This window comes from Belliella kenyensis (genome assembly GCF_022549675.1).
GTDB classification, from domain to species: domain Bacteria; phylum Bacteroidota; class Bacteroidia; order Cytophagales; family Cyclobacteriaceae; genus Belliella; species Belliella kenyensis.
In genome coordinates this window covers 1-20,724 of the sequence record NZ_JAKZGR010000025.1, presented here as the reverse complement: position 1 = coordinate 20,724, position 20,724 = coordinate 1, and the positions used below count along the sequence as shown (strand labels likewise).

Below are 20,724 nucleotides of genomic sequence, written 5' to 3'. Positions count from 1 at the left end.
TTCAGTTAAATTAAGAACTACTTCTAGCTCAATAGAATTAATATCTATATCTTCAATATACCTTATATGATTTGTATACTCGTATTTTTAAGGATATAAATAAAATATTATTTATTAATGGCTAAAACTAAATAAACAAGAAAAAAACTCGCTTTTATCTAGGAGATGACTGGTAAAATCTCAAATCTACATCTATTCATTTTTTTCTGAACAAATGTTCAAACAAAATCATTATTCAAAATGCTTTAAATATTTCTTTATTTTTCAATTTTTACTTGCAAAAAAAAACATCCTGATATATTTAGTTATATTTTTAAAAAAGCCGGCGTTTAAAATCTCAGGCACAAGCATTACCTGTATTAATAATGCTATTACCTTATAAACTTTAATTACTATGTTAAACACAATGTTTAAATTTTCAGGAGTATTATTGAGTGTGTTTTTTATCACACTACTTTCATTATCAACTACAGAAAAAGCAAACGCAGAAAGACTACCAGAAATTGGAACTGGTGGATGGAAAATTCAATGGGTAACTTGCCCAAGTGGAACTAAAGTAATAAGATGTAGAACGTCTGGAGTTGATGATTGTTATGTAAATTGGCAGGATCTCTGTTAATTTTTGAATTAACTTAGGTGCGCCAAGCGCACCTATTTAATTATATATTTACAAAATAAAACCAGATTAATGAAAATAAAGCACTGTATCATAACATTATTTAATTTATTAGTATTTTTTTCTTGCACTAATAAAAAATACATAGAAACTGATTCTATAATTGTTCACTTTAAACAGAAAGTCGATACATTAAATATTTCCTCTCTCTTTTCAGAAATGAAAACTATTCCTCTTTCTAATGAAATAACTATTGGTGAAATTGAAAGACTTATAATAGATAACAACAATAATTTATATATTCTTGACTCTCATCTAAGTGGAACTATTTCAAAATACAGTTTAAATGGAGATTTAATTAGTTACATAAATATTGAAAATGATGCGAGATTTGATCTTAATGGTATCACAGACATGTATTTTGACTCCCCACACCTAAAACTCAATGTATTAGGTCAGAGAATTATAAAACTTGACACCAATCTAAATGTAATTGATAGGATTAATCTACCATATAAATCCAACAGTCACCTAAAGCTAAATGACAACTATATAATGTTTAACAATTTTCTTGAAGACAAAGTACAATACGACTATTATGTTTTCAATCAAAACAATAGTAAAATATCAAATAAATTTCTCGAATTCAGCAATGAATATCCGTTTCACTATAAAGCAAATGCCGTTTTCCAGTACAACAATAACTATTATCATTTCTCCAAAGCATTTAATGACACGATATATCGTATAGATGAACAACTTCGTTTGAACCCATATATAACAGTAGATTTTAGCAATCATAAACTCCCAAAAAATTCATTAAATAAAATCAATAATGCTTTGGAAATGTATCAATTTTTAAAGCAGACAGACTTCTCCACCTTAATGGGAGAAATCCATTTCGTAAAAGATGACTTATTGATTTCCACAGCTCATTCTGAAGGAAAAACTCAAAACATTCTAATTAATGTTTCATCAAGAGAGGCAAAAATATTTTCCCATTTTAAAGACGATTTAATATCTGAAGCTAATTTCTATAACATATTATATTCAGATGAAAGATATCTCGTGTTTACCCTAAGTGCTGAATTACTTTATGATCAACTTGTTGATACAGATAATAAGTTCCTTAAAGATTTTAAGTTGACACCAAATCAAAACCCTTATTTATTTCTTATAAAAAAGTAATTTTTATAACGGCCTTTTAATAACAAAAAAAGGTTATTAAATAAAATCAAGGAAGGGTATTCATTTTGAAGAACACCCTTCTTTTTCAAATTATTATTTCGTTTTACAACTAACAAAATAGAAAAAGTTAAAAATAAATCTTCGCCTTGATTTGCAATTATTTATCAACCTTTCTCTATATTTCAAGGGAGTAATTCACATTAAAATAGTTGAGCTATTATGCTGGAATAGGTATTGTTTGAGACCTTTTTATCAATTCCACTAATTTAGCTGGAAGAGTTAAGCTATTAATGAATCTACCCTACATCGTTACAAAACTAATCCCAACATTAAAATAGACTGTATTGCTGAGGTTATTGACCATGCCATAGCGTTGATTTCCAAAGAAACCTCTAAAAAACTCCCTGCTACCCTCCAACTCATCTGCATTATAAGTCCAGTCAATTCTATACCCCGCCTGAAAATTCATCCAAAACGGTCCAGATAACTGCTTCTGGTATTCAAGCCTTGGCCTCAATTCACCCCTACGGATTTCATAACTATTATTTCCTACTGAAAATTTATCAATTCGATATGACTGTCCCTCTAGCTCATAACCGAAAAGCAAGAGAGAATTTTTACTAAAATTATATCTTCCATGCATCCTCGCAGGAAACAATATCTCTGTACCCCACTTTCGATCAGCACTTGTGACATCATACATGACTACTGGAACGTAATTAAGGTTCCCTACTCGGTATGTTCTTGAAACACCTAGTCCCCATCTCTTATTTTCACTTACTCTTTTGGCATATACAGCAGCAAGACTCCATCTGATCGTATTAAAGGGCTGTAATCCCCAGCCATAATCTCCACTCATATCTAGGATTCCTTGAAATATGAAGAAATTCTCTTCACTCATAGGCACAAAAAAGGTATTGGTCCAGTTCAGGTTATTTAAACCTCTATCGTCAAGAATATCAGTCAACCCTGATGCATTTGATTGAGCATTCACCTCTGAAATATTATACCCTATTCTCATATAGTTCAATCCTGTCTGCCATACCAAGTTGCTTTTAGAAATTACAGGAATATTGGAATTGAATCGAATTCCACCTGTAAAATTCACCCTCCCAGACTCTGAAATAGGTGCTGACTCATCTACTCCCCAACCATCATTACCACTCACGGGAAATCTGGCTGCTGACAAGTTCATGTCATATGGTAATTGTCTATCGTAAGAAATACTCAGGAATCTGGTTGGGCTCAAACCTACAATCGTTGGCTTTGCAAAACGCTTGACCTTCGTATCGTCAACTAGTTCTAAGTCCCCATATGCATCCCAATCTTCATCATCTTCGTCTTGCGCAAATACTGTCAGATGTAAAGACGCAGATAGAAGCAAAACCATCAACGAAAATATAGTTTTTTTCATCGCTTGGAGATTAGTTAACTTTTAACTTTCTCCAAGTGTCTGACCTACCAAAGGTTTTAACCCCAACATAACCTCGTATGTCCAGGGTATTTTCATCTTTCATGGTGATCACTGAACTATAGGTATTTCCAGACTCTGGATCATAAATAGTCCCTTCTTCCCAGACACCTTTCCCCTTGTATTCAAAGTCCTTTAAAATTCTATAACCTCTTAAAGGGACTGACTTCATACTCTCATCTGAATTGTTCACATCAGTTTTAGGTTTTCCAGTATTGGGATCGTTTGGTTCTTTTAGCCAGACAATCCTACCATAATATTTCCCATCGATATTGTCTATTTTGACTCTTGCCTTACCATGACCTGGCTCCCAGACTCCTACTATTGCATCTGCATCCTGAGCCATGGCAAAGCTACCTGTGAAAATAAAAGCTATAACTGCTATTAACTTTTTCATAATTATTTTGGATTTATATTTGTTTACTTGATTCCTATTTCAAATTTAACCTTTAACGAAAATTGTACATTGCTCCAATACTCTTCTTCTAAAAGGTCAAAGTCCCCCACGAAAGTCATTTTTCCATCTTGAAAAGCATTGGCCAAATTCTCCTGTTTGTTTGCAATATTCAAAGCAAAAACCTGACCTGATTCCATTTTGCCTTCAAAAAGCCCCACTCTCGCCATTGATGTATTTTTAGAAGTGACTTCTAGCACCATTTTTTCAAGAGCTGGCAAATCTTCGGTTTCTAATAACTCAACTTCGGCAGAAATGACTTTAGCTTCCTTTACACTTCCTTCCAAAGAACCAATAATTTCAGCCAAATCAAACTCCCATGTGGCTGTAGCAGAGTTTGCTCCTTCGAATAATGGCCCCTCTGCTTTCATTGTTATTAATGGTGTCTCAACTTCTTCAGTTTGAAGTTGAGGTCCACAAGACAGAATCATAACTAATGATGTCAAAATCAAAATCGGCTGGAAACAAATCTTATTCATAAATGAAAATTTTAATAATGAAATTTAGAATTGACTGGTGTATTTAACAAATATTTAACGACAATAAGAAACTCTTGTTTAATAGGTTATTGATTCGAAAGATAGATTTAAGGTAGTAAAACATCTTATAAAGCCAAAATTATTAATTGAAACTATAGTTAAAATTCAAAACTAAAGTTTACCTTTCTAAAAAGTCTTGCGTATGAAAAAAATCTTAATCCTTGTATTCTTTATGCCACTACTATCCTTTGGCCAATTCTCAAAAGGAACAAAATTTGTTGGTGGAAATATGTCCTACTATTCATCAAAAATTAAATATGCTCCATCCAACAATCCATCAACGACTTTGCTTTCATTAAATAGTCAATTTGGATTTTTTGTAAGCGAATCATTGGCTATAGGACCAGCCGCAAATTTTGTTTCCTCTAGTCAACCTAATTTAAATCCAGCAACAAATCTTTTCGAGACATCAAAAATCTTTGGCCTTGCTGGTGGACTTTTTATTAGGAAATTTTTCACCATATCTGACTCTTTCTTTTTTAGCTTAGAAGGAAGAGGGTTGGCAGGAAGAGTCAATAGAGACTTATCAAGCCCATTTTTATATGAAGAGCGTAGTACTAGAGTTCATATTTCATTCTATCCAGCATTTACATTTATGCCAAATAAAAAATGGGGATTTGATGCGACAATTGGTGAAGCTTCTTACCAATCAAATTGGTACACGAACCCCTCGGAAGAAAGTAATTTTCAAGTAAATTTTGGTCAAGTGAAAATTGGTGTAAATTATTTCTTTGGGAGAAAAGGTGATTAATAATATTCAAGTTCTCTTTTCAATTCTATTTCCAAAGAATTTTAGCAATTTTTAAACACCTAAACTTTCTGACTTTTGGATTTTCTTAAAAAAAGGGTTGAGGAAAGTAAATCTATCTCAACCCTTTTGTAATTCTTATACCCTACTGAAATTCATGGTAAGTTTGAACATAAGTTGATTCGCCCCTCCATCTTCTGTCATATCGAATTCCTCACTTTCTTCAAGGCTTAATTTTAAAGATGTGGAATTGAGCTGTTCAATATTGAATGTGACACCTTCTTGATCACTTGGACTATCCTTTAGTGTGAGTGTTTTGTCACTGCTGTTCACCTCATATACTCCCTCTTCGTCCAAAGTGTCATTTTGCCAAACTTGATAAGTCCCGTTGGCATTGAAAATCAACCGAGTACTCTCTAGATCTTCTGGTTCAAAAAAATCATTAGCAATTGCATCATCAAAAGTTTGAGCATCCTCTATTGACAATCCAGCATCTTCAACCAAAAAATCAAAAAATGATTTCCCGTTGATTGATAAGGATACATTGAAATCTTCAATTTCCCAAGTACCTACAATATCACTTGAATCAATTCTCCTTTCTTCATCTTCTCCACATGAGAACACTAATACACTAAATAGGCCTACCATTAAGACATTTTTAAAGAAATTTTTCATATTTATATAATTTATGTTGAAAGAATTTTTGCCAAAAACAATTGATAAAACTGGTAAATAGGGTTGTATTTCAATAAAATATTAAAACCTAATCTGATTATACACTTTTTTGCAAGCAACTTCAATTCATTGGCTCAACCGGTTCTTAATGGTCAATATCCATAAGTATCAAATATCAATTTATATCGGAAGTTAGATAAATCGAAATTTTGTAATTTTATTGGCAAAGTTCCGTACATCCATAAAACCTAAAATATACCCGTCAAGATAAAAGTACCTATGTCATATTTGAGGCATTTAAGATCCAAATATTTAATGGTACTGGATATTAGCTAAATACTAATCCCGAAGCAATCTACTATTTGAATGAAATACTCCTTATTGTATAAAAACGGATATACATTAATCCTAAATAAAAGGCTGTCAACAATGGTCAATAATCACCTTCAGAAGAAATACCATTAGATTTACAAAAAAATATCTTTAGTTCAAAAGCATGCTGCATTTATTTTGTAAAAAAATCTAAGGTTCAATATATGTAACAGGAATATGTGAATAATGTAAGGAAGCTTTCTAAGATTTTTTATATTTAAGCCTATGAAAAATATACTTAACAATGTATTCTTGATGGCAGGAATCTGTCTAGGCTGCTTAGCATGTGACAGAAACACGATTGAACCAAAAGCTGAAATGGAAGAAAATAAAAAAATTGTTGTTTATCAGGTTTTTACGAGACTTTTTGGCAATACTAACTCAACAAACAAGCCATGGGGCACGATGGAGGAAAACGGGATTGGAAAGTTTTCTGATTTTACAGATCTGGCACTTAAAGAAATCAAAGATCTGGGAGTGACCCATATATGGTATACAGGAATTCCGCATCATGCCGTAATCAAGGATTATACCTCATATGGAATATCAAATGATGATCCAGATGTAGTCAAAGGAAGAGCAGGCTCCCCATATGCAGTGAAAGACTACTACCAAGTCAATCCAGACCTTGCTGAAGACCCTGCAAAACGTATGGAAGAATTTGAAGCTTTAATAAAGAGAACACACCGAACTGGCCTCAAACTTATCATAGACATAGTTCCCAATCACATTGCACGAAACTATGAAGGAAAAAACAATCCCACAGGTGTCATGGATTTTGGTGCTCAAGATGACACTTCGGTTGAATATTCGAAAAACAACAACTTCTATTACATTCTAGGAGAATCCTTTAAAGTCCCACAACCAAATAATGAATACAAACCACTTGGCGGTGAAAAACATCCCCTAGCGGATGGTGTCTTTGACGAATATCCAGCCAAGTGGACAGGAAATGGGTCTAGAAAATCACAACCAGACTTCAATGATTGGTATGAGACAGTGAAGATAAACTATGGTATCAAACCTGATGGCAGCAAAGACTTTCCCGAACTTCCTCCACAATTTATGGAAGCAGACTACAAGGAACACCATGAATTTTGGAAGGATAAAGATGTACCAGATTCGTGGAAAAAATTCAAAGATATTGCCTTGTTTTGGATAAAAAAAGGTGTGGATGGGTTCAGGTTTGACATGGCTGAAATGGTACCAGTGGAGTTTTGGAGCTATATGAACTCTGCAATCAAAATGGAAAAACCTGACGCATTTCTTCTTGCTGAGATATACAATCCAAGAGAATACAGAAACTACATCCACTTGGGCAAAATGGACTATCTATATGATAAGGTAGAGTTATATGACACTTTGAAAAACATCATGCAGGGCAGAGGCTCTACAGACCATTTGATCCAAATTCAGCAGGGTTTATCAGACATTGGCCAGCATATGCTACATTTTCTGGAAAATCATGATGAGCAGAGAATAGCAAGCCCAGAATTTGTAGGTAAAGCAGATATCGCCAAACCTGCTGCAGTGCTTTCAGCTACCATAGATCAAGCTCCGATGATGATCTACTTTGGACAAGAAGTAGGCGAACCAGGGGCAGAAGAAGCTGGCTTTGGAAGTCCTAGCAGAACTTCAATCTTTGATTATATTGGAGTACCTCATCATCAGCGATGGATGAATAATGGCAAATTTGATGGAGGACAACTTACTGACCTTGAAAAGTCCCTTAGAGATTTCTATAAAAAGCTCCTCAACTTCACAATCTCGAGTCCTGCATTGGCTGGAAACTATGCAGAAATCCATTCATTCAATAGAGAAAACACCGAATGGTATAATGATAAAGTATTCTCTTATGTAAGGTGGTCACAAGATCAAAAACTCATCATCATCACCAATTTTGACAAAAATGATTCATTTGGCTTTGATTTGCAATTACCTGCAAGTTTGGTGTCAGCTTGGGGAATGAAAGATGGGGAATATGATTTAGAAGAAAAGTTATATGGAAAAGCTAAAGCTAAGCTCTACCTAGAAAATGGTCACGCAAAAATCAGAGTAGACTTAAAACCTTTGGAAAGCTGGATTTTGGAGTTAAAATAGATCGTCAGAATTGATACAAAGTGATTAAAGATCAATGTTTGCCTCTAATAAAACAGGAAGCAATTGAGGAGGGTCTCCTGTTGAATTGGGATGTGGCTTTTGTCTATCCACCTGACACGGGTCAATTTGAATCGGATTTAGCTAAATTTTCTTTTCTCCAGTAATCAGAGAGGAACTAGACTCAAAGATTCCTGTATAGCCCCCTTAAAAAGGTTTTTGCAAAATACACCTTTTACTATTTCGTATCTTTGAAAATACATTTTTATAATTTATCCGTACCTTCAAAGATACATATTTAAATATATTATGTATCTTTGAGAACACAATGGAAGAGTTAATTAATAGATATAGAAATTTATTACTGTCAATAAAAACAGATTTCAAAAGAAGTCATTACAATAAAATCAATTGGAAAGGCAGAGCTATATGCATTTTAGGTGCCAGAGGAACAGGCAAGTCAACATTGATGCTTCAATATCTCAAAGAGAACTTACCCCTTGATAAATCTCTCTATCTAAGCTTAGATGATCTTTACTTCAAACAAAACAGCTTGATAGAATTGACAGAAAGATTCTATCAATTGGGAGGAAGAAATCTACTTTTGGATGAAGTGCATAAATATGAAGATTGGCAAAGTGCTGTGAAAAACATGTATGATTTTTATCCTGATCTCAAATTAATCATCTCTGGATCTTCAATTTTAGCATTACAAAAATCTCAGGCAGATTTGAGCAGAAGGCTGGTGTATTATGAATTACCTGAATTATCCTTTAGAGAGTACCTGAGTCTAAAATTGAAAATCAAACTGGAGAAATATGACATCATAGAAATCTTAAATAATCACCAAAAAATTGTGGAACAGAATGTCACTGTAATTCCAGATTTAATGCTCCAATTCGAACATTACAAAAAAACTGGCGCTTACCCATTCTTTTTGGAAGACGAAAGAGATTATGTTTCCAAGATCAATCAGTTGATAAATGTCATTATTGATTATGATCTCCCAGAAGGCAAGGATATATCAACTAGCACTCAGGCAAAATTAAAAAAACTGCTATACCTACTTTCCACCTCTGTCCCATTCAGCCCAAACATCACTAAACTTGCAGAAAAAACTGAAACTACTAGGCCAAGATTACTTGAAATGCTCCACATGCTGGAAGTTTCCAAATTAATAAAAAATTTGAGATCCTCTTCCAAAGGCATCAGCATGATGAATAAACCAGATAAAATATTTCTGGCAAACACTAACCTCATCTACGCACTTGCACTGGAAAATCAAAATCAGGGAAACATCAGAGAAACTTTCTTTTACAATCAATTAGAGAATAGTGGTGCAGTCCTTACAACAGCCAAAAGCGGAGATTTTCTAGTCAACAATCAATTTGAATTTGAAATAGGTGGCAAAAATAAAACTTTCGACCAGATAGCCAAAATCCCAAATTCCTACATTGCAGCAGATGAAATGCTTTATGGAATGGGGAACAAAATCCCTCTTTACCTTTTCGGTTTCTTATATTAAAAAAGCTCCAACTTTCCAGCTGGAGCTTTTTACTATTAGCCATCATTTGACTTTAAAATATCTACAAATATTCATTCTGAAAAAACAGAATAATATCCATCAATTTTTTACACATAATTATTCAACATCACTGGCATTACAAGCATCAGGATGTCTTCATTGTCTGATTTGTCAGAAGGCACAATCAATCCAGCTCTGTTTGGAGCAGAGAATTGAAGTGTAACTTCTTTAGAAGAAATGTTATTCAACATTTCAACCAAGAACTTCGCATTGAATCCGATTTCGATATCCTCTCCATCATGCTCGCATGATAATCTTTCATTGGCTTCATTCGAGAAATCAAGATCCTCAGCTGAAATCTGCAATTCACTTCCGGATAGTTTAAGCCTAACTTGATGGGTAGTTTTATTGGCATAGATCGCAATCCTTCTCAATGAACTCAAGAATTCTACCCGATCAATAGTCATGTGATTAGGGTTGTCTACAGGAATTACATTTTCATAATCAGGATATCTCTCATCGATCAATCTACAGATCATCTTGATACTTCCAAAATTAAAATAGGCATTAGAACTATTGAATTCTACAGTTACTGGTATATTCTCAGATGGAAGTGTAGACTTGAGCAAGTTAAGAGCCTTTCTTGGGATGATGATACTTGCAGCATCTGGCGAAGCTACATCGATTCTTCTATACCTGATCAATCTGTGCCCATCAGTAGCCACAAAGGTGGTATTGGTACTACTCAAATTAATGTACACACCAGTCATTGCCGGTCTAAGTTCATCATTGCTAGTCGCAAAAATTGTATTACTGATAGCGCTACTCAAAACTTCTGTAGACATATCTACAGATGAGGCATTAGTCACAGCCGCAATTCTAGGGAAATCAGTGGCATTTTCTCCAGCTAATTTGTATCTACCATTGTCTGAGCTGATTTCTATGCTATAAGTCTCATGATCAATGCTGAAAGTAACAGGTTGCTCTGGAAGATTTTTCAATGTTTCGATCAAAATCTTTGCTGGAACTGCAATATTCCCGTCTTCTTTGGCTTCTACATCGATCTCAGTCATCATGGAAGTCTGAAGATCAGATGCAGTTACGGACAATTTACCTTCTTTTATTTCAAAAAGGAAGTTCTCCAAAATAGGCACAACTGGATTGGTGGTAACCACTCCATTGATTGCCGAAAGCTGCTTCAAAAGCGCAGAAGAAGAAACAATAAATTTCATATCGATTAGGCTTATTTTATGTCGAAATATTATAACAGGGTAAATTTATAAATAAAATTATAAACACAGCCAAGCTAATGGATATTCATAAAAAAAAATCAATTTCTAAGTAATTTTCTTTCTATTTTTTGTCTTTCGTATGCTTACCCATGCAAAGGCCATCATCCATAATATAACTACTGGCAGGATCACATTTACGGCTTGCCAAAAGGCCTTTTCTTCTCGAACCTTTACCCTATTCAATGGCCTGATCTGAAACTTTTTGGTACGAGCACGAATAATGCCATTGGGCTCTGTCAGGTAACGTATGATGTTTTGCAACAAAAGCCTATTGGCATAATTGGACTCACTATAAGGGTCTATTCCTATAGGTAAAGGCTCTCCAGACACAGGGTCTTGTGAACTTTCAAACAAGCTGCCCGTGCCTCCGACGATTAATCTACCTTCAGTACCTTCCTCTTTAAATTTAGCATTATCAAAGCCATCTGGCAAAAATCTATTCTTGAACATTGAAGTGAACCTGCCTTCCAAAAGATAAAGAAGAGGGAGGTTTTGTAGGGAAAAATCTTCCACCACAGGATCATTTTCCATATCTTGAAATGCTACACGAACAGGTGTAGCCAATTTTCTACTGAAATCTGAACCAAAAATTAACGGAGTTTTCTTCACTCCATCAGCTTTGACTGTATCCAAAGTAGAAGTGAACTTAAACATTACCTGATCTAAACCTTTTGTGATAGGGTGACTAGCCATCCTTCCTGCTGAAACATAAAAAGGCCAAGGTAATGGGATCAACTGTCCCTGATCTCCAAAATTACCCGCCATTACTGGATGATAGCCAAAACTTAGGTCTTGTATAAAGTCTCTATTGACACGAACTCCATACCTGAACAAGAGCTGATCAAGACCATGCTCTATGGGCATGGCAAGTGTACCGTCTCCACCAGCTTGATCCAGATCTAAGGCTAAAGCATTGGGTAAAACAATGAGATTCCCTCCTCGCATGAGGTATTGGTCGATTAGATATAATTCTTTTTCCTGAAAAGACTCTCTCGGACTTGAGATGATCAATACATCGAAAGGATCCAAATCTTCTACCTGCTTGGCTTGCTCAATTGGAATTTTGAAAACTTCATAATCCTCCACCAATGCCTCTACTACTCCAAAACCATCATCCTCATCCAGCTCTCCATGCCCCATAATCATGCCCACACTATAAGTTTGCTTGCTTACAAGTTTTCGAATAGCATTGATCAATTCGAACTCTAGATTCTCTATAGAAAAATTCAATTTTTGATCAGCATTCATTTCTCTTTCCCCTCGTAAAAGTAAGGTACCTACTTCAAATGTTGAGTCCTTGATCACAACTCCCGGAAAAATCAAGCGACTCCTTTGTGATCCATCTTCATTGACAAACAAATTGGTAGGTTGAATACCATATCCTGCCAAACCCACAACATAATCATCCCTCTCCTCTGCTGGCAGACTCAAGGGGTCTAAATAATAAAAGCTAATCCGATGATTGCTGTAAGCATTGAATGTTCTTACGGTCTGCTCTATAGCCCGCTGAAGCCTCCTCATTCCTCCAGGCAAATCCCCCATCAGCAATATTTCAACTTCCAAAGGCTCAGGCAGGTCTTGCAAAACTTCTACACTTGCAGGGTGAAGAGAGAAGCGTTTTTCTTCAGTCAGGTCAATTCTGAAGTCCAATAGCCTTAAGCCCACTTGCACAAGTAAGATCAAAACTATTATCCCTAATACAGGCCTCAATATGGACATCCACTTTTTCATTTTCTCCTAATTCCGATCATTGTAAAGCCCAACATCAAAATAATAATGGATAAAAAGTAGGCTACATTTTCAGCCACAATTACCCCTCTACTCATACTTTCAAAGTGGAAACTTAAACTTAACTCTTCAAGAAAAAGTGCGAGAGGGCTCATCACTTGGAGTTGAACTAAAGCTGTCAATCCGAAATAAAGTAAGAAACTCAAAAACACGCCACCAATAAAGGCAACCATTTGAAAACTGGTCCATGAGCTGCAAAACAGCCCAATAGCTGCAAAAACAGCTCCCATCAAATGCAATCCTATCCAAGATCCAAAAAAGCCTGCGTGATCTATATTCCCCACAGGGTCTCCCAACTGAACAATGCTGAAATAATACACCAAAGTAGGTAACAAAGCGATGATGATCAATGTCAATGCAGAGAGGTATTTTGCCATGACAATCTGGAATGTCCCCAAGGGAGAAGTTCTCAAAAGCTCCCATGTTCCAGAGCGTCTTTCTTCAGCGATCATCTTCATCGTAATCGCTGGAATCAAAAAAGTAAATACATATGGAGTAAAAAGAAACAGGGTTTCCAAATCAGCAAAACCGTAGTTTAACACAGAAGAATCAGGAAATACCCAAACTATCAAGCCTAATGAAATCAGGAAAACAGCCAAAATCAGAAAACCCGAAAGGTTTCCAAAAAAAGCATTGATCTCTTTCCAATATAATGCGCGCATCTATTTGTTCTGTGTGAGTTGTTGGAATATGGCTTCCAAATTCTGTTCTTTTTGTTGGATACTGACCAAGTTTAGACCCTTTTGATCAATCAAATTTAGTAAGGATTTTCTACTTGACTGAATATCTTCCACTTGCACAAGTACAATATTTTTTGCTGTGCTAGGGTATGAAACTTTGCCTATTTCTATGAACCATGAAAGCTCAACGTCTTCCTCTGTCTCAAGTAATAGCACCTTCTGTTGGCTCAACGACTTCAGGTTTGACAAATTATCAGAAGCGACTATTTTTCCTTTGTTGATAATAACCACTTGATCACAGATAGCCTCCACCTCTTGCATAATATGAGTGCTCAAAATCATTGTTTTGTTCTTGGCTACTTGCTTGATCAGCGCCCTGATTTCCACCAATTGATTCGGGTCTAGCCCAGTAGTTGGTTCATCCAAAATGATTACTTCTGGATCATGGATCAAAGCTTTGGCTAGTCCCACACGCTGTCTGTAGCCCTTTGACAATTGGCCAATTTTCTTGTGCACTTCGACTTCTAAGCCACACATTGCTACCAACTCCTCGATCCTCTGCTTGGTGAAGTTACGCTTCATGCCATACATGCCGGCCACAAACCCCAAAAACTCCCTCACATACATGTCTAAGTAAAGTGGATTATGTTCGGGCAAATACCCTATAAGTTTTGACACTTTGTTGGGAAACTTGAGTACCGAGACCCCATTGACCAATACATCCCCAGCATCTGGCAAAAGGAATCCTGTGGCGATTTTCATGGTAGTGGATTTCCCTGCTCCATTAGGCCCCAAAAAACCCAAGACCTGCCCTTTTTCAGCTTCAAAGGAAACTTGATCCAGGGCATTTTGATTTGCATAGGTTTTTGTCAGGTTCTGAACTTGGAGTGACATGAGTTTTGCTTAGAAAATTAAGAAGCGAAGTTAAGGAGATGTTGGGAACTAGCAAAATAGAAAAATGAACATGCAGACCGTCCTTAGCACCAAAAATCCGCCCACCTTTCAGGTTTTTATTCACAGTCATCAGAAATTAGGAATAATCGAGTGGAACCCGGAAGAACTATTATCACTATAAATCAAGCAATTACAACATTCTCTTGCGGATTTAGTGAGTACTTACAGAAAACAAAATCTTTAATCCCCCTCCATTTTAGTTGAAAACTTGCGAAAAAGCTGTAAACACTCTAAATATTTCTACTAACTCTAATTCCAAAATATCCTGGAAACCTAGAAAAAACACTTCTTATTAACTGATTTGAAGTATTGCTTACCTCATAAAGAGAAGAACTTCTCAAGTTCAATACATCATTACCCATGATTCCAAAAGACCAGTCACTAGTTTCTTTCTTGTACGATAATTTAACGTTCCATATACTGAGGTTATTCATCTCTCTTTCTGAATTAAAAAGTTGTTTCCTGTAAGAGGTGTTAAAGTTGATAATTTCCCTAAAATCATAATCAATCTCCATAAATGGTTCTATTCTGACCAATTTATTTGACTGAGAAGACAATGAAAATTGAGCTTGAGTACTATTGACAATGAGCCCACCAGAAATGTTTGGTGCTTTGTTTGAGAAGCGAGTTTTTAGTTCATTTTTTGTTTCAAAAGACCATACCTGAAGCGTATTCAGTTGCCCTCTTAAATATGATTTAGAGTTTATGTTCACCACGGCATTTGTTGTTTTAAAAGAAACGGGCAACCCACTGAAACGAAGTTCTACCATGTTCCCCGCAATTTTACGTGAATCATTTTCTGCAATTTGGAAATCTATTTCATTATACACTCCTCTGAAATCATTTGAAGATGTAAAAACAAGATTTTGGTTTGTATATTTAAAAAAACTGAAAACAAATAACCCATGATAAAAGTCCATGTAATTATGATTGAAATTAAATTCATTAACATAAGAAGGCTCAAAAAATAAAATATTACTCCCAATGTTTATGTTTCGATAATCTGTAAACAATTCTGATGTTACTAACTTCTGGATTGGGGAAAACTCAATCGTTCGTTCAAAATCTGCTTGAATAGTATGAAAAGGAGTGAAACTATATTTGGCATCCACAAAGGGTAATATTGCCCATTGTTGCTCCCTACTGTCTTCATCTTCCAGGTTATAAATACGCTTTACTTTCAAATCATATCCAAACTTAAAATCTCCAATCGTTTTTTTATAATTTGAACCAACAAACAGGGAAGTCAAAGTATTTGACAATACATAATCCGTTAAAGAGTTATCAATATTCAACTCAGATCTCTGGAAATCTGCACCTGTATAAACCCCAAAGACAGAATTTCCTTTATATACCCGGTATAAAAAATAGCCACCCAAATCGTCCTTTTTAATTCTAAAAAGCTGATCAATTTCAGAGAAGCCTCTATCAAAAAGGTCAACTTCAGAATCAATAAATAAATTGTTTGTGTTTTGAGATAGCTTATGAAAAAATTGTGAATGCATTATTTTCCTTTCACCAACTTTCTTTGTTAGTCTGACTTGTTGCTGGATCTCGTTTAGATAATTCTCTTTTTCCTGAAAAAGGTTAACTAATATTCCTTGTACAAAATTTGTCGACAAGCTATCACCTATTTTCTCACCTCTCAAACTCACAACTAAATCATAGTTAAATTGCGTTTTGTTTTTTTGATACTCAAGGTTTAAGAATGTTTGAAAAATTGAATTCCTTCTCTCACTTCTTTTATCCTCATCTATTAGGCTTGTTACTCCTTCATTCAAAAATTCTCTTTCCAAGTATAAATCTTGAAAAGTGTTTTGATTGCTCCAAAGCACGAATGTTTTCAAGTCGAGGTGTTCATTTAGCTTTGCTCCATAGCTTGTCCCAGCCAAACCTATACTTTTTTTGGCAAACCTTTCATTTTCTTCATGAAATTGATCGACATCTTTATCAGATTTGGATTTATTCCTATGAATTGAAAAATTATCTTGTAAAAAGTCACTTCTAAAATCAGCATAATCCCTACTGGACAAAACATGTTTGTTCATATTATTAAAATCCCCAATCACAGCTAGCCTACTTTTCAAATCAAACCTGTAAAGATTCATATACCCTCCTCCTCTATTGCCTGTCGAAACATCTAGACCAAGTTCACCCGAAAACTCCCCTTTAAATTCTTCCTTTATCGCAATATTAATTGCAACATTTTCATTGTTTTCTAATCCCCTCAATAACTTTGATTTTTCATAATTAGAAAGAATCTGAACCCCTCCTACAATTTCAGCATTGAGGGTTTCAAGCAAAATACTATGGTTTTGCCCAAATACAGTTTCTCCTTCTACCAGTAAGTCTTCGATAGGCTTGCCATTAGCCAAGATTTTCCCATCAGGCGTAATATCTATTCCTGGCAGTTTTTTCAAAACATCTTTTAGCTTATTCTCTCTTCCAGATAGAAACAAATCAAGATTATAATCAAGTGTATCTCCATTCACGCGGATTGCAGATTTATTAGCTTCAATTACTACTGATTCTAACTGATTTGTTTTTTCCTCTAAAACAAAAGTCCTTGGTAGATCTATTCTATCAAAAAGCTTATTGTAAGCTTCAAATGATAAATGCCTAATTTTGACGAAATATTGCTCATGATCAGGAATGGTTATAGCAATATCACCCATTGAATCACTTATCGCATACCCCAACATTGGAGAGTTTTCATTTTGAAAAATCTGAAATGAAGCAAATGGAATCGGCTTCCCATCCGCATCTTGAATTCTCCCTTGAAAAAGGGATTGCGCAACACTAAAATGGTAAACAAAAAAAAGTATAGATAATAAAAAGTGCTTCATCCTTTAATAAAGTACTATTAATATTTTTTAATCTTGGCTCCCGCTGGATATAGGTTTTCCATTCTTTCCTGAAATGCCTTTTCAAATTCACTGCGGTTCATTTCAGGAAATCCACTAGGTTTTTCAAATTCAAATACTTCATCAACATACTCAATCTCCAATGCTTTAAAGTTGTATTTATGAGTTTTCAATTCCAGTATCAAGCCTGGAAGCCCAACAAAAACGTCAGGTCCATCAAAAACTGGAATTTCCTCAGCAAACCAAGCTTCAACTTCTAAGTCATCATAAAATGTAGTTGCTCTATAGCAATTATACTCCCCAATAAGCTTACTTTCAGGATGAAAAGCCCATTCAAAATTTAATGAATCTGAAACTATAAAACCCTTTCCTAGAACATCTCTTAGACTCCAGCTGACCTTATCAACCAAATTTTTGAAAACATGAGGATCAATCTTGCTTTTTTGTCGCATTACGACAATCTTATTGTTCCCCACTTCTATCTCTTTTTGGCTCACATCCTCATCGCTTTCTATCATTCGGAATTTTGACTTCCCCTGAGCGTGTTGCAATTTGAACTTCATATCATTACTCAGCAATTGAGTCATTTCTTCCCTTATATCACTTTTCAAATGGCCATAACGTTCCTCCAAACCATCCAATTGATCTTCATGATTGTTTACTCGTGAATATGTAACGACAACATTTTGACAAGAAGCTGCTGTAGCATATAGAAAAAAAAGGATATACAAAATAAATCTCATGTGTTTAAAATTAGGATTAGAAATAATAAAATTAAACAAATCTCTACCAACCATTGGCAGAGTTGAACTAAAAATCAAGCGCTCTATTTAATTCGCAATGAAAACAACATTTTTTTACCGGCCCCATAATTTTTAGTTAGAAAATTTTCCTTAGAAAAGGCAACTACCTGATTTTCAGTTTATTTATTTTAATTCATCAAAACTAACTCCACCAATTTCCTCAACCTCTCCCCTGCTTTCTTAGCCACCTCCACAACATCTTCATGGGCAAAAGTCTTATTATCACCTGGTTCACACTCATTAGTAATCACAGATAGCGCTAACACTTTTATGTTCATCTGTCGGGCAGCTATCACTTCTGGTACTGTACTCATCCCGACTGCATCTCCACCTATTTTTCTATAATATTTTATCTCTGTTTTGGTTTCCAAACTTGGCCCAGTCACTCCGGTGTAAGTACCTTCTTTCAAATTGATCCCTAGGGTAAGCGCTTTTTCCTTGGCAAGATTTCTCCAAGTTAAATCATACGGTTCACTCATGTCTGGAAACCTTACTCCGAAGCTCTCCGAATCTTTTCCTCTCAAGGCATTGGAAGGAAACTTATCAATGTGGTCTGTAATCAGCATCAAGTCCCCAACCCGATATGCCGGATTCAACCCTCCTGCAGCATTGGAAACGATTAATTTTTTCAAACCTATTAAGATCAAAACCCTCAAAGGAAAAACCGTCTCTTCTAATTCATACCCCTCATAGTAATGAAACCTTCCATTCATCACCCAGAGCCATTTGTCCCCAACTTTTCCCAATATCAACTCACCAGAATGTCCCTCCACCGTAGAAACAGGGAAGTATGGAATCTGGCTATATGGAAGAGTAGTACAGTCTTCCAAAATCTCTACAAATCCTCCCAGCCCTGAACCCAATATCACCAAAGTATCGGCTTTTTGTTCAGTTTGAGATTGAATATATGCTACTGAAGCTTTTGCTTTATCTAAGTATTTCATAGGTTTTGGAAATTGTTGTCCCAATATTCTATCGGGATTAGATTGTAGATTTTAGATTGTTTAGACTTACCAGGTTTTCTATCAAATAGCGTATGGGCTAAATAATTGGCTTTTCACTAGATGCAGACCAAACCTGGAAGGTCTTCTCTGCTTAAGTAAGTCGATTCTATATTTAAATTTTGACTTAAACACACCCCATAATGCTTAAAGGATTTCAAGTCTCTACACTACTACTCATTTCATAATAGCTAATCGATATACTTGGTACTTTTTACATTGTACTTTGTACTTTACACATTGCAAAAGCCACGCTATACACTTCAAAACCCTCCTCCAACCAGCTCTCTTATGATCAACGACATACTTGGCTCAGCTATAGCAGCAGCGGCTAATACTTCTTGTATACTGATAGGCTTGACGTTATCAGGAGAACAGAGATCTGTGATGGCTGATATAGCGAAGACTTCCATGTTCATGTGCCGTGCTACAATGACTTCTGGAACAGTACTCATCCCTACAGCATCTGCCCCTATGGTACGAAGGTATTTGTACTCTGCTTTGGTCTCTAAGTTTGGGCCTTGGACGCCCGCATACACACCTGTGTGTATTTTGATATTGTTGCTTTTAGCAATATCTATCGCCTTTGCTATCAAGCGAGTGCTATATGGCTCACTCATATCTGGAAATCTCACACCAAATGTATCCAAATTCTTCCCCCTCAGTGGGTTTTCTGGAAAAAGGTCAATATGATCATTCAAAATCATCAAACCACCAATTTGAAAGTCTGGATGGAGACCTCCAGCAGCATTTGAGACATAAAGCTGCTCAACACCGAGTAGCTTCATCACCCTCACTGGAAAGGTAACTTCCTTCATAGAGTAGCCTTCATAATAATGAAACCTTCCTTGCATGGCTATTACATACTTACCTGAAAGCTTTCCAATAACCAATTTTCCACTATGACTCTCTACTGTAGAAACAGGAAAAAAAGGGATCTCCTGATAAGGAAACTCATGAATCACTTCAATGTGTTCAATCAATTGACCTAACCCAGTCCCCAGGATAATACCAATAGAAACTGGCTCATCGAATGTCTGTTGAATATGGTTAATGGCATGTTGTATCTGGGAAGGGTAAGTTACATCTGGTTCTTGTCTCATAATTTGTGATTTTGGACTAAAATACGGAAATGATTCAGATCTTCTGACTAAATTGTACACTTCTTTAAGACTAGTCTTATATAATTCTATCCTGATAAATCAATAATTAAATCTAATAGTAAGCTTGGGAGAGGAAATCCTTCAGAGTTTTTTTTGATTCTTGAACCCTAAGCGTAGATTGTATCTACACTTCCCTATCCTTGGAATGCACAATCCCACATCGATATACGGAAATTCATGAAATCATGATATTTAAGGTGTAGTTACAAACTACCCCCAGACAAATAGTAGTTGCTATTTAAGATTTACTCAAAATTGGGCTGAGCGTCTAAGCGTAGATCGCATCTACGCTTTCATATCCAAGGGATTTGTAATTCCACTTTGATGTACGAAAATTCATGAAATCATGATATTTGAGGTGTAGTTGCAAACTACACCTAGATGGTTCGTAGTTAATTTTATAGTTTTTTCTAAAAAATGGAGTGAGCCCTAAGCGGAGATTGCATCTACGCTTTCTTATCAATGGAATTTGTAATTCCACATTGATGTACGAA

17 protein-coding genes are annotated in these 20,724 nt (G+C 35.5%); 4 read left to right on the top strand and 13 right to left on the bottom strand.

The features are described 5' to 3' along the window. The first annotated feature begins 688 nt into the window (after positions 1-688). The gene (locus MM214_RS18115; protein WP_241297588.1) at positions 689-1,804 is read left to right on the top strand and encodes a 6-bladed beta-propeller; all 1,116 of its coding nucleotides are present in this window, start codon (positions 689-691) and stop codon (positions 1,802-1,804) included. A 301-nt stretch (positions 1,805-2,105) separates the two neighbouring features. Here MM214_RS18115 and MM214_RS18110 read toward each other — a convergent pair whose 3' ends face one another. Genes MM214_RS18110 through MM214_RS18100 form a run of 3 tightly spaced genes read right to left on the bottom strand, consistent with a single transcriptional unit; the run spans position 2,106 to position 4,208 of the window. Continuing rightward, positions 2,106-3,218 (bottom strand): DUF6268 family outer membrane beta-barrel protein, encoded by a 1,113-nt coding sequence (locus MM214_RS18110; RefSeq protein ID WP_241297587.1) that lies wholly within the window; start codon positions 3,216-3,218, stop codon positions 2,106-2,108. Positions 3,219-3,228: 10 nt separating this feature from the next. Continuing rightward, positions 3,229-3,672 carry a DUF2147 domain-containing protein gene (locus MM214_RS18105; protein WP_241297586.1) on the bottom strand — a complete coding sequence of 148 codons (444 nt, stop codon included), beginning with the start codon at positions 3,670-3,672 and terminating at the stop codon, positions 3,229-3,231. Positions 3,673-3,695: 23 nt separating this feature from the next. Beyond that, a complete protein-coding gene (locus tag MM214_RS18100) occupies positions 3,696-4,208 on the bottom strand; it encodes a hypothetical protein (protein WP_241297585.1) in 513 nt (170 codons plus the stop codon). A gap of 202 nt (positions 4,209-4,410) precedes the next feature. Here MM214_RS18100 and MM214_RS18095 point away from each other — a divergent pair, with 202 nt between their 5' ends. Beyond that, the gene (locus MM214_RS18095; protein WP_241297584.1) at positions 4,411-5,019 is read left to right on the top strand and encodes a hypothetical protein; all 609 of its coding nucleotides are present in this window, start codon (positions 4,411-4,413) and stop codon (positions 5,017-5,019) included. A gap of 135 nt (positions 5,020-5,154) precedes the next feature. Here MM214_RS18095 and MM214_RS18090 read toward each other — a convergent pair whose 3' ends face one another. Further along, the gene (locus tag MM214_RS18090) at positions 5,155-5,691 is read right to left on the bottom strand and encodes a lipocalin family protein (RefSeq protein WP_241297583.1); all 537 of its coding nucleotides are present in this window, start codon (positions 5,689-5,691) and stop codon (positions 5,155-5,157) included. A 690-nt stretch (positions 5,692-6,381) separates the two neighbouring features. Between MM214_RS18090 and MM214_RS18085 the strand changes: the two genes are divergently transcribed. Both MM214_RS18085 and MM214_RS18080 read left to right on the top strand, forming a co-directional pair. Next, positions 6,382-8,163: an alpha-amylase family protein gene (locus tag MM214_RS18085; protein ID WP_455423563.1), complete on the top strand. Its 1,782-nt coding sequence runs from the start codon at positions 6,382-6,384 to the stop codon at positions 8,161-8,163. Positions 8,164-8,488: 325 nt separating this feature from the next. Beyond that, entirely contained in the window at positions 8,489-9,685 is a 1,197-nt protein-coding gene (locus MM214_RS18080; RefSeq protein ID WP_241297581.1) for an ATP-binding protein, read from the top strand. A 107-nt stretch (positions 9,686-9,792) separates the two neighbouring features. Here the strand turns inward: MM214_RS18080 and dnaN are convergent, their stop codons facing one another. The 9 genes from dnaN to MM214_RS18035 all read right to left on the bottom strand — a co-directional run. After that, positions 9,793-10,917 (bottom strand): DNA polymerase III subunit beta, encoded by a 1,125-nt coding sequence (gene dnaN, locus MM214_RS18075; RefSeq protein ID WP_241297580.1) that lies wholly within the window; start codon positions 10,915-10,917, stop codon positions 9,793-9,795. 105 nt (positions 10,918-11,022) lie between these two features. Then, a complete protein-coding gene (gene gldG / locus MM214_RS18070) occupies positions 11,023-12,708 on the bottom strand; it encodes a gliding motility-associated ABC transporter substrate-binding protein GldG (protein ID WP_241297579.1) in 1,686 nt (561 codons plus the stop codon). Then, positions 12,705-13,427, bottom strand: a complete 723-nt coding sequence (gene gldF, locus MM214_RS18065; RefSeq protein ID WP_241297578.1) for a gliding motility-associated ABC transporter permease subunit GldF — start codon at positions 13,425-13,427, stop codon at positions 12,705-12,707. Before gldF ends, gldG begins: the two co-directional genes overlap by 4 nt. Beyond that, positions 13,428-14,339: a gliding motility-associated ABC transporter ATP-binding subunit GldA gene (gene gldA / locus MM214_RS18060; protein ID WP_241297577.1), complete on the bottom strand. Its 912-nt coding sequence runs from the start codon at positions 14,337-14,339 to the stop codon at positions 13,428-13,430. Positions 14,340-14,629: 290 nt separating this feature from the next. Further along, a complete protein-coding gene (locus MM214_RS18055) occupies positions 14,630-17,245 on the bottom strand; it encodes a hypothetical protein (protein WP_241297576.1) in 2,616 nt (871 codons plus the stop codon). Between the two features lie 17 nt (positions 17,246-17,262). Further along, entirely contained in the window at positions 17,263-18,006 is a 744-nt protein-coding gene (locus tag MM214_RS18050) for a GLPGLI family protein (RefSeq protein WP_241297575.1), read from the bottom strand. Positions 18,007-18,194: 188 nt separating this feature from the next. Next, entirely contained in the window at positions 18,195-19,010 is an 816-nt protein-coding gene (locus tag MM214_RS18045) for a purine-nucleoside phosphorylase (protein ID WP_241297574.1), read from the bottom strand. A gap of 320 nt (positions 19,011-19,330) precedes the next feature. After that, positions 19,331-20,170, bottom strand: a complete 840-nt coding sequence (locus MM214_RS18040) for a purine-nucleoside phosphorylase (RefSeq protein WP_241297573.1) — start codon at positions 20,168-20,170, stop codon at positions 19,331-19,333. A gap of 328 nt (positions 20,171-20,498) precedes the next feature. After that, positions 20,499-20,724: hypothetical protein (locus MM214_RS18035; RefSeq protein WP_241297572.1), on the bottom strand; the 226-nt coding region annotated here is incomplete at its 5' end.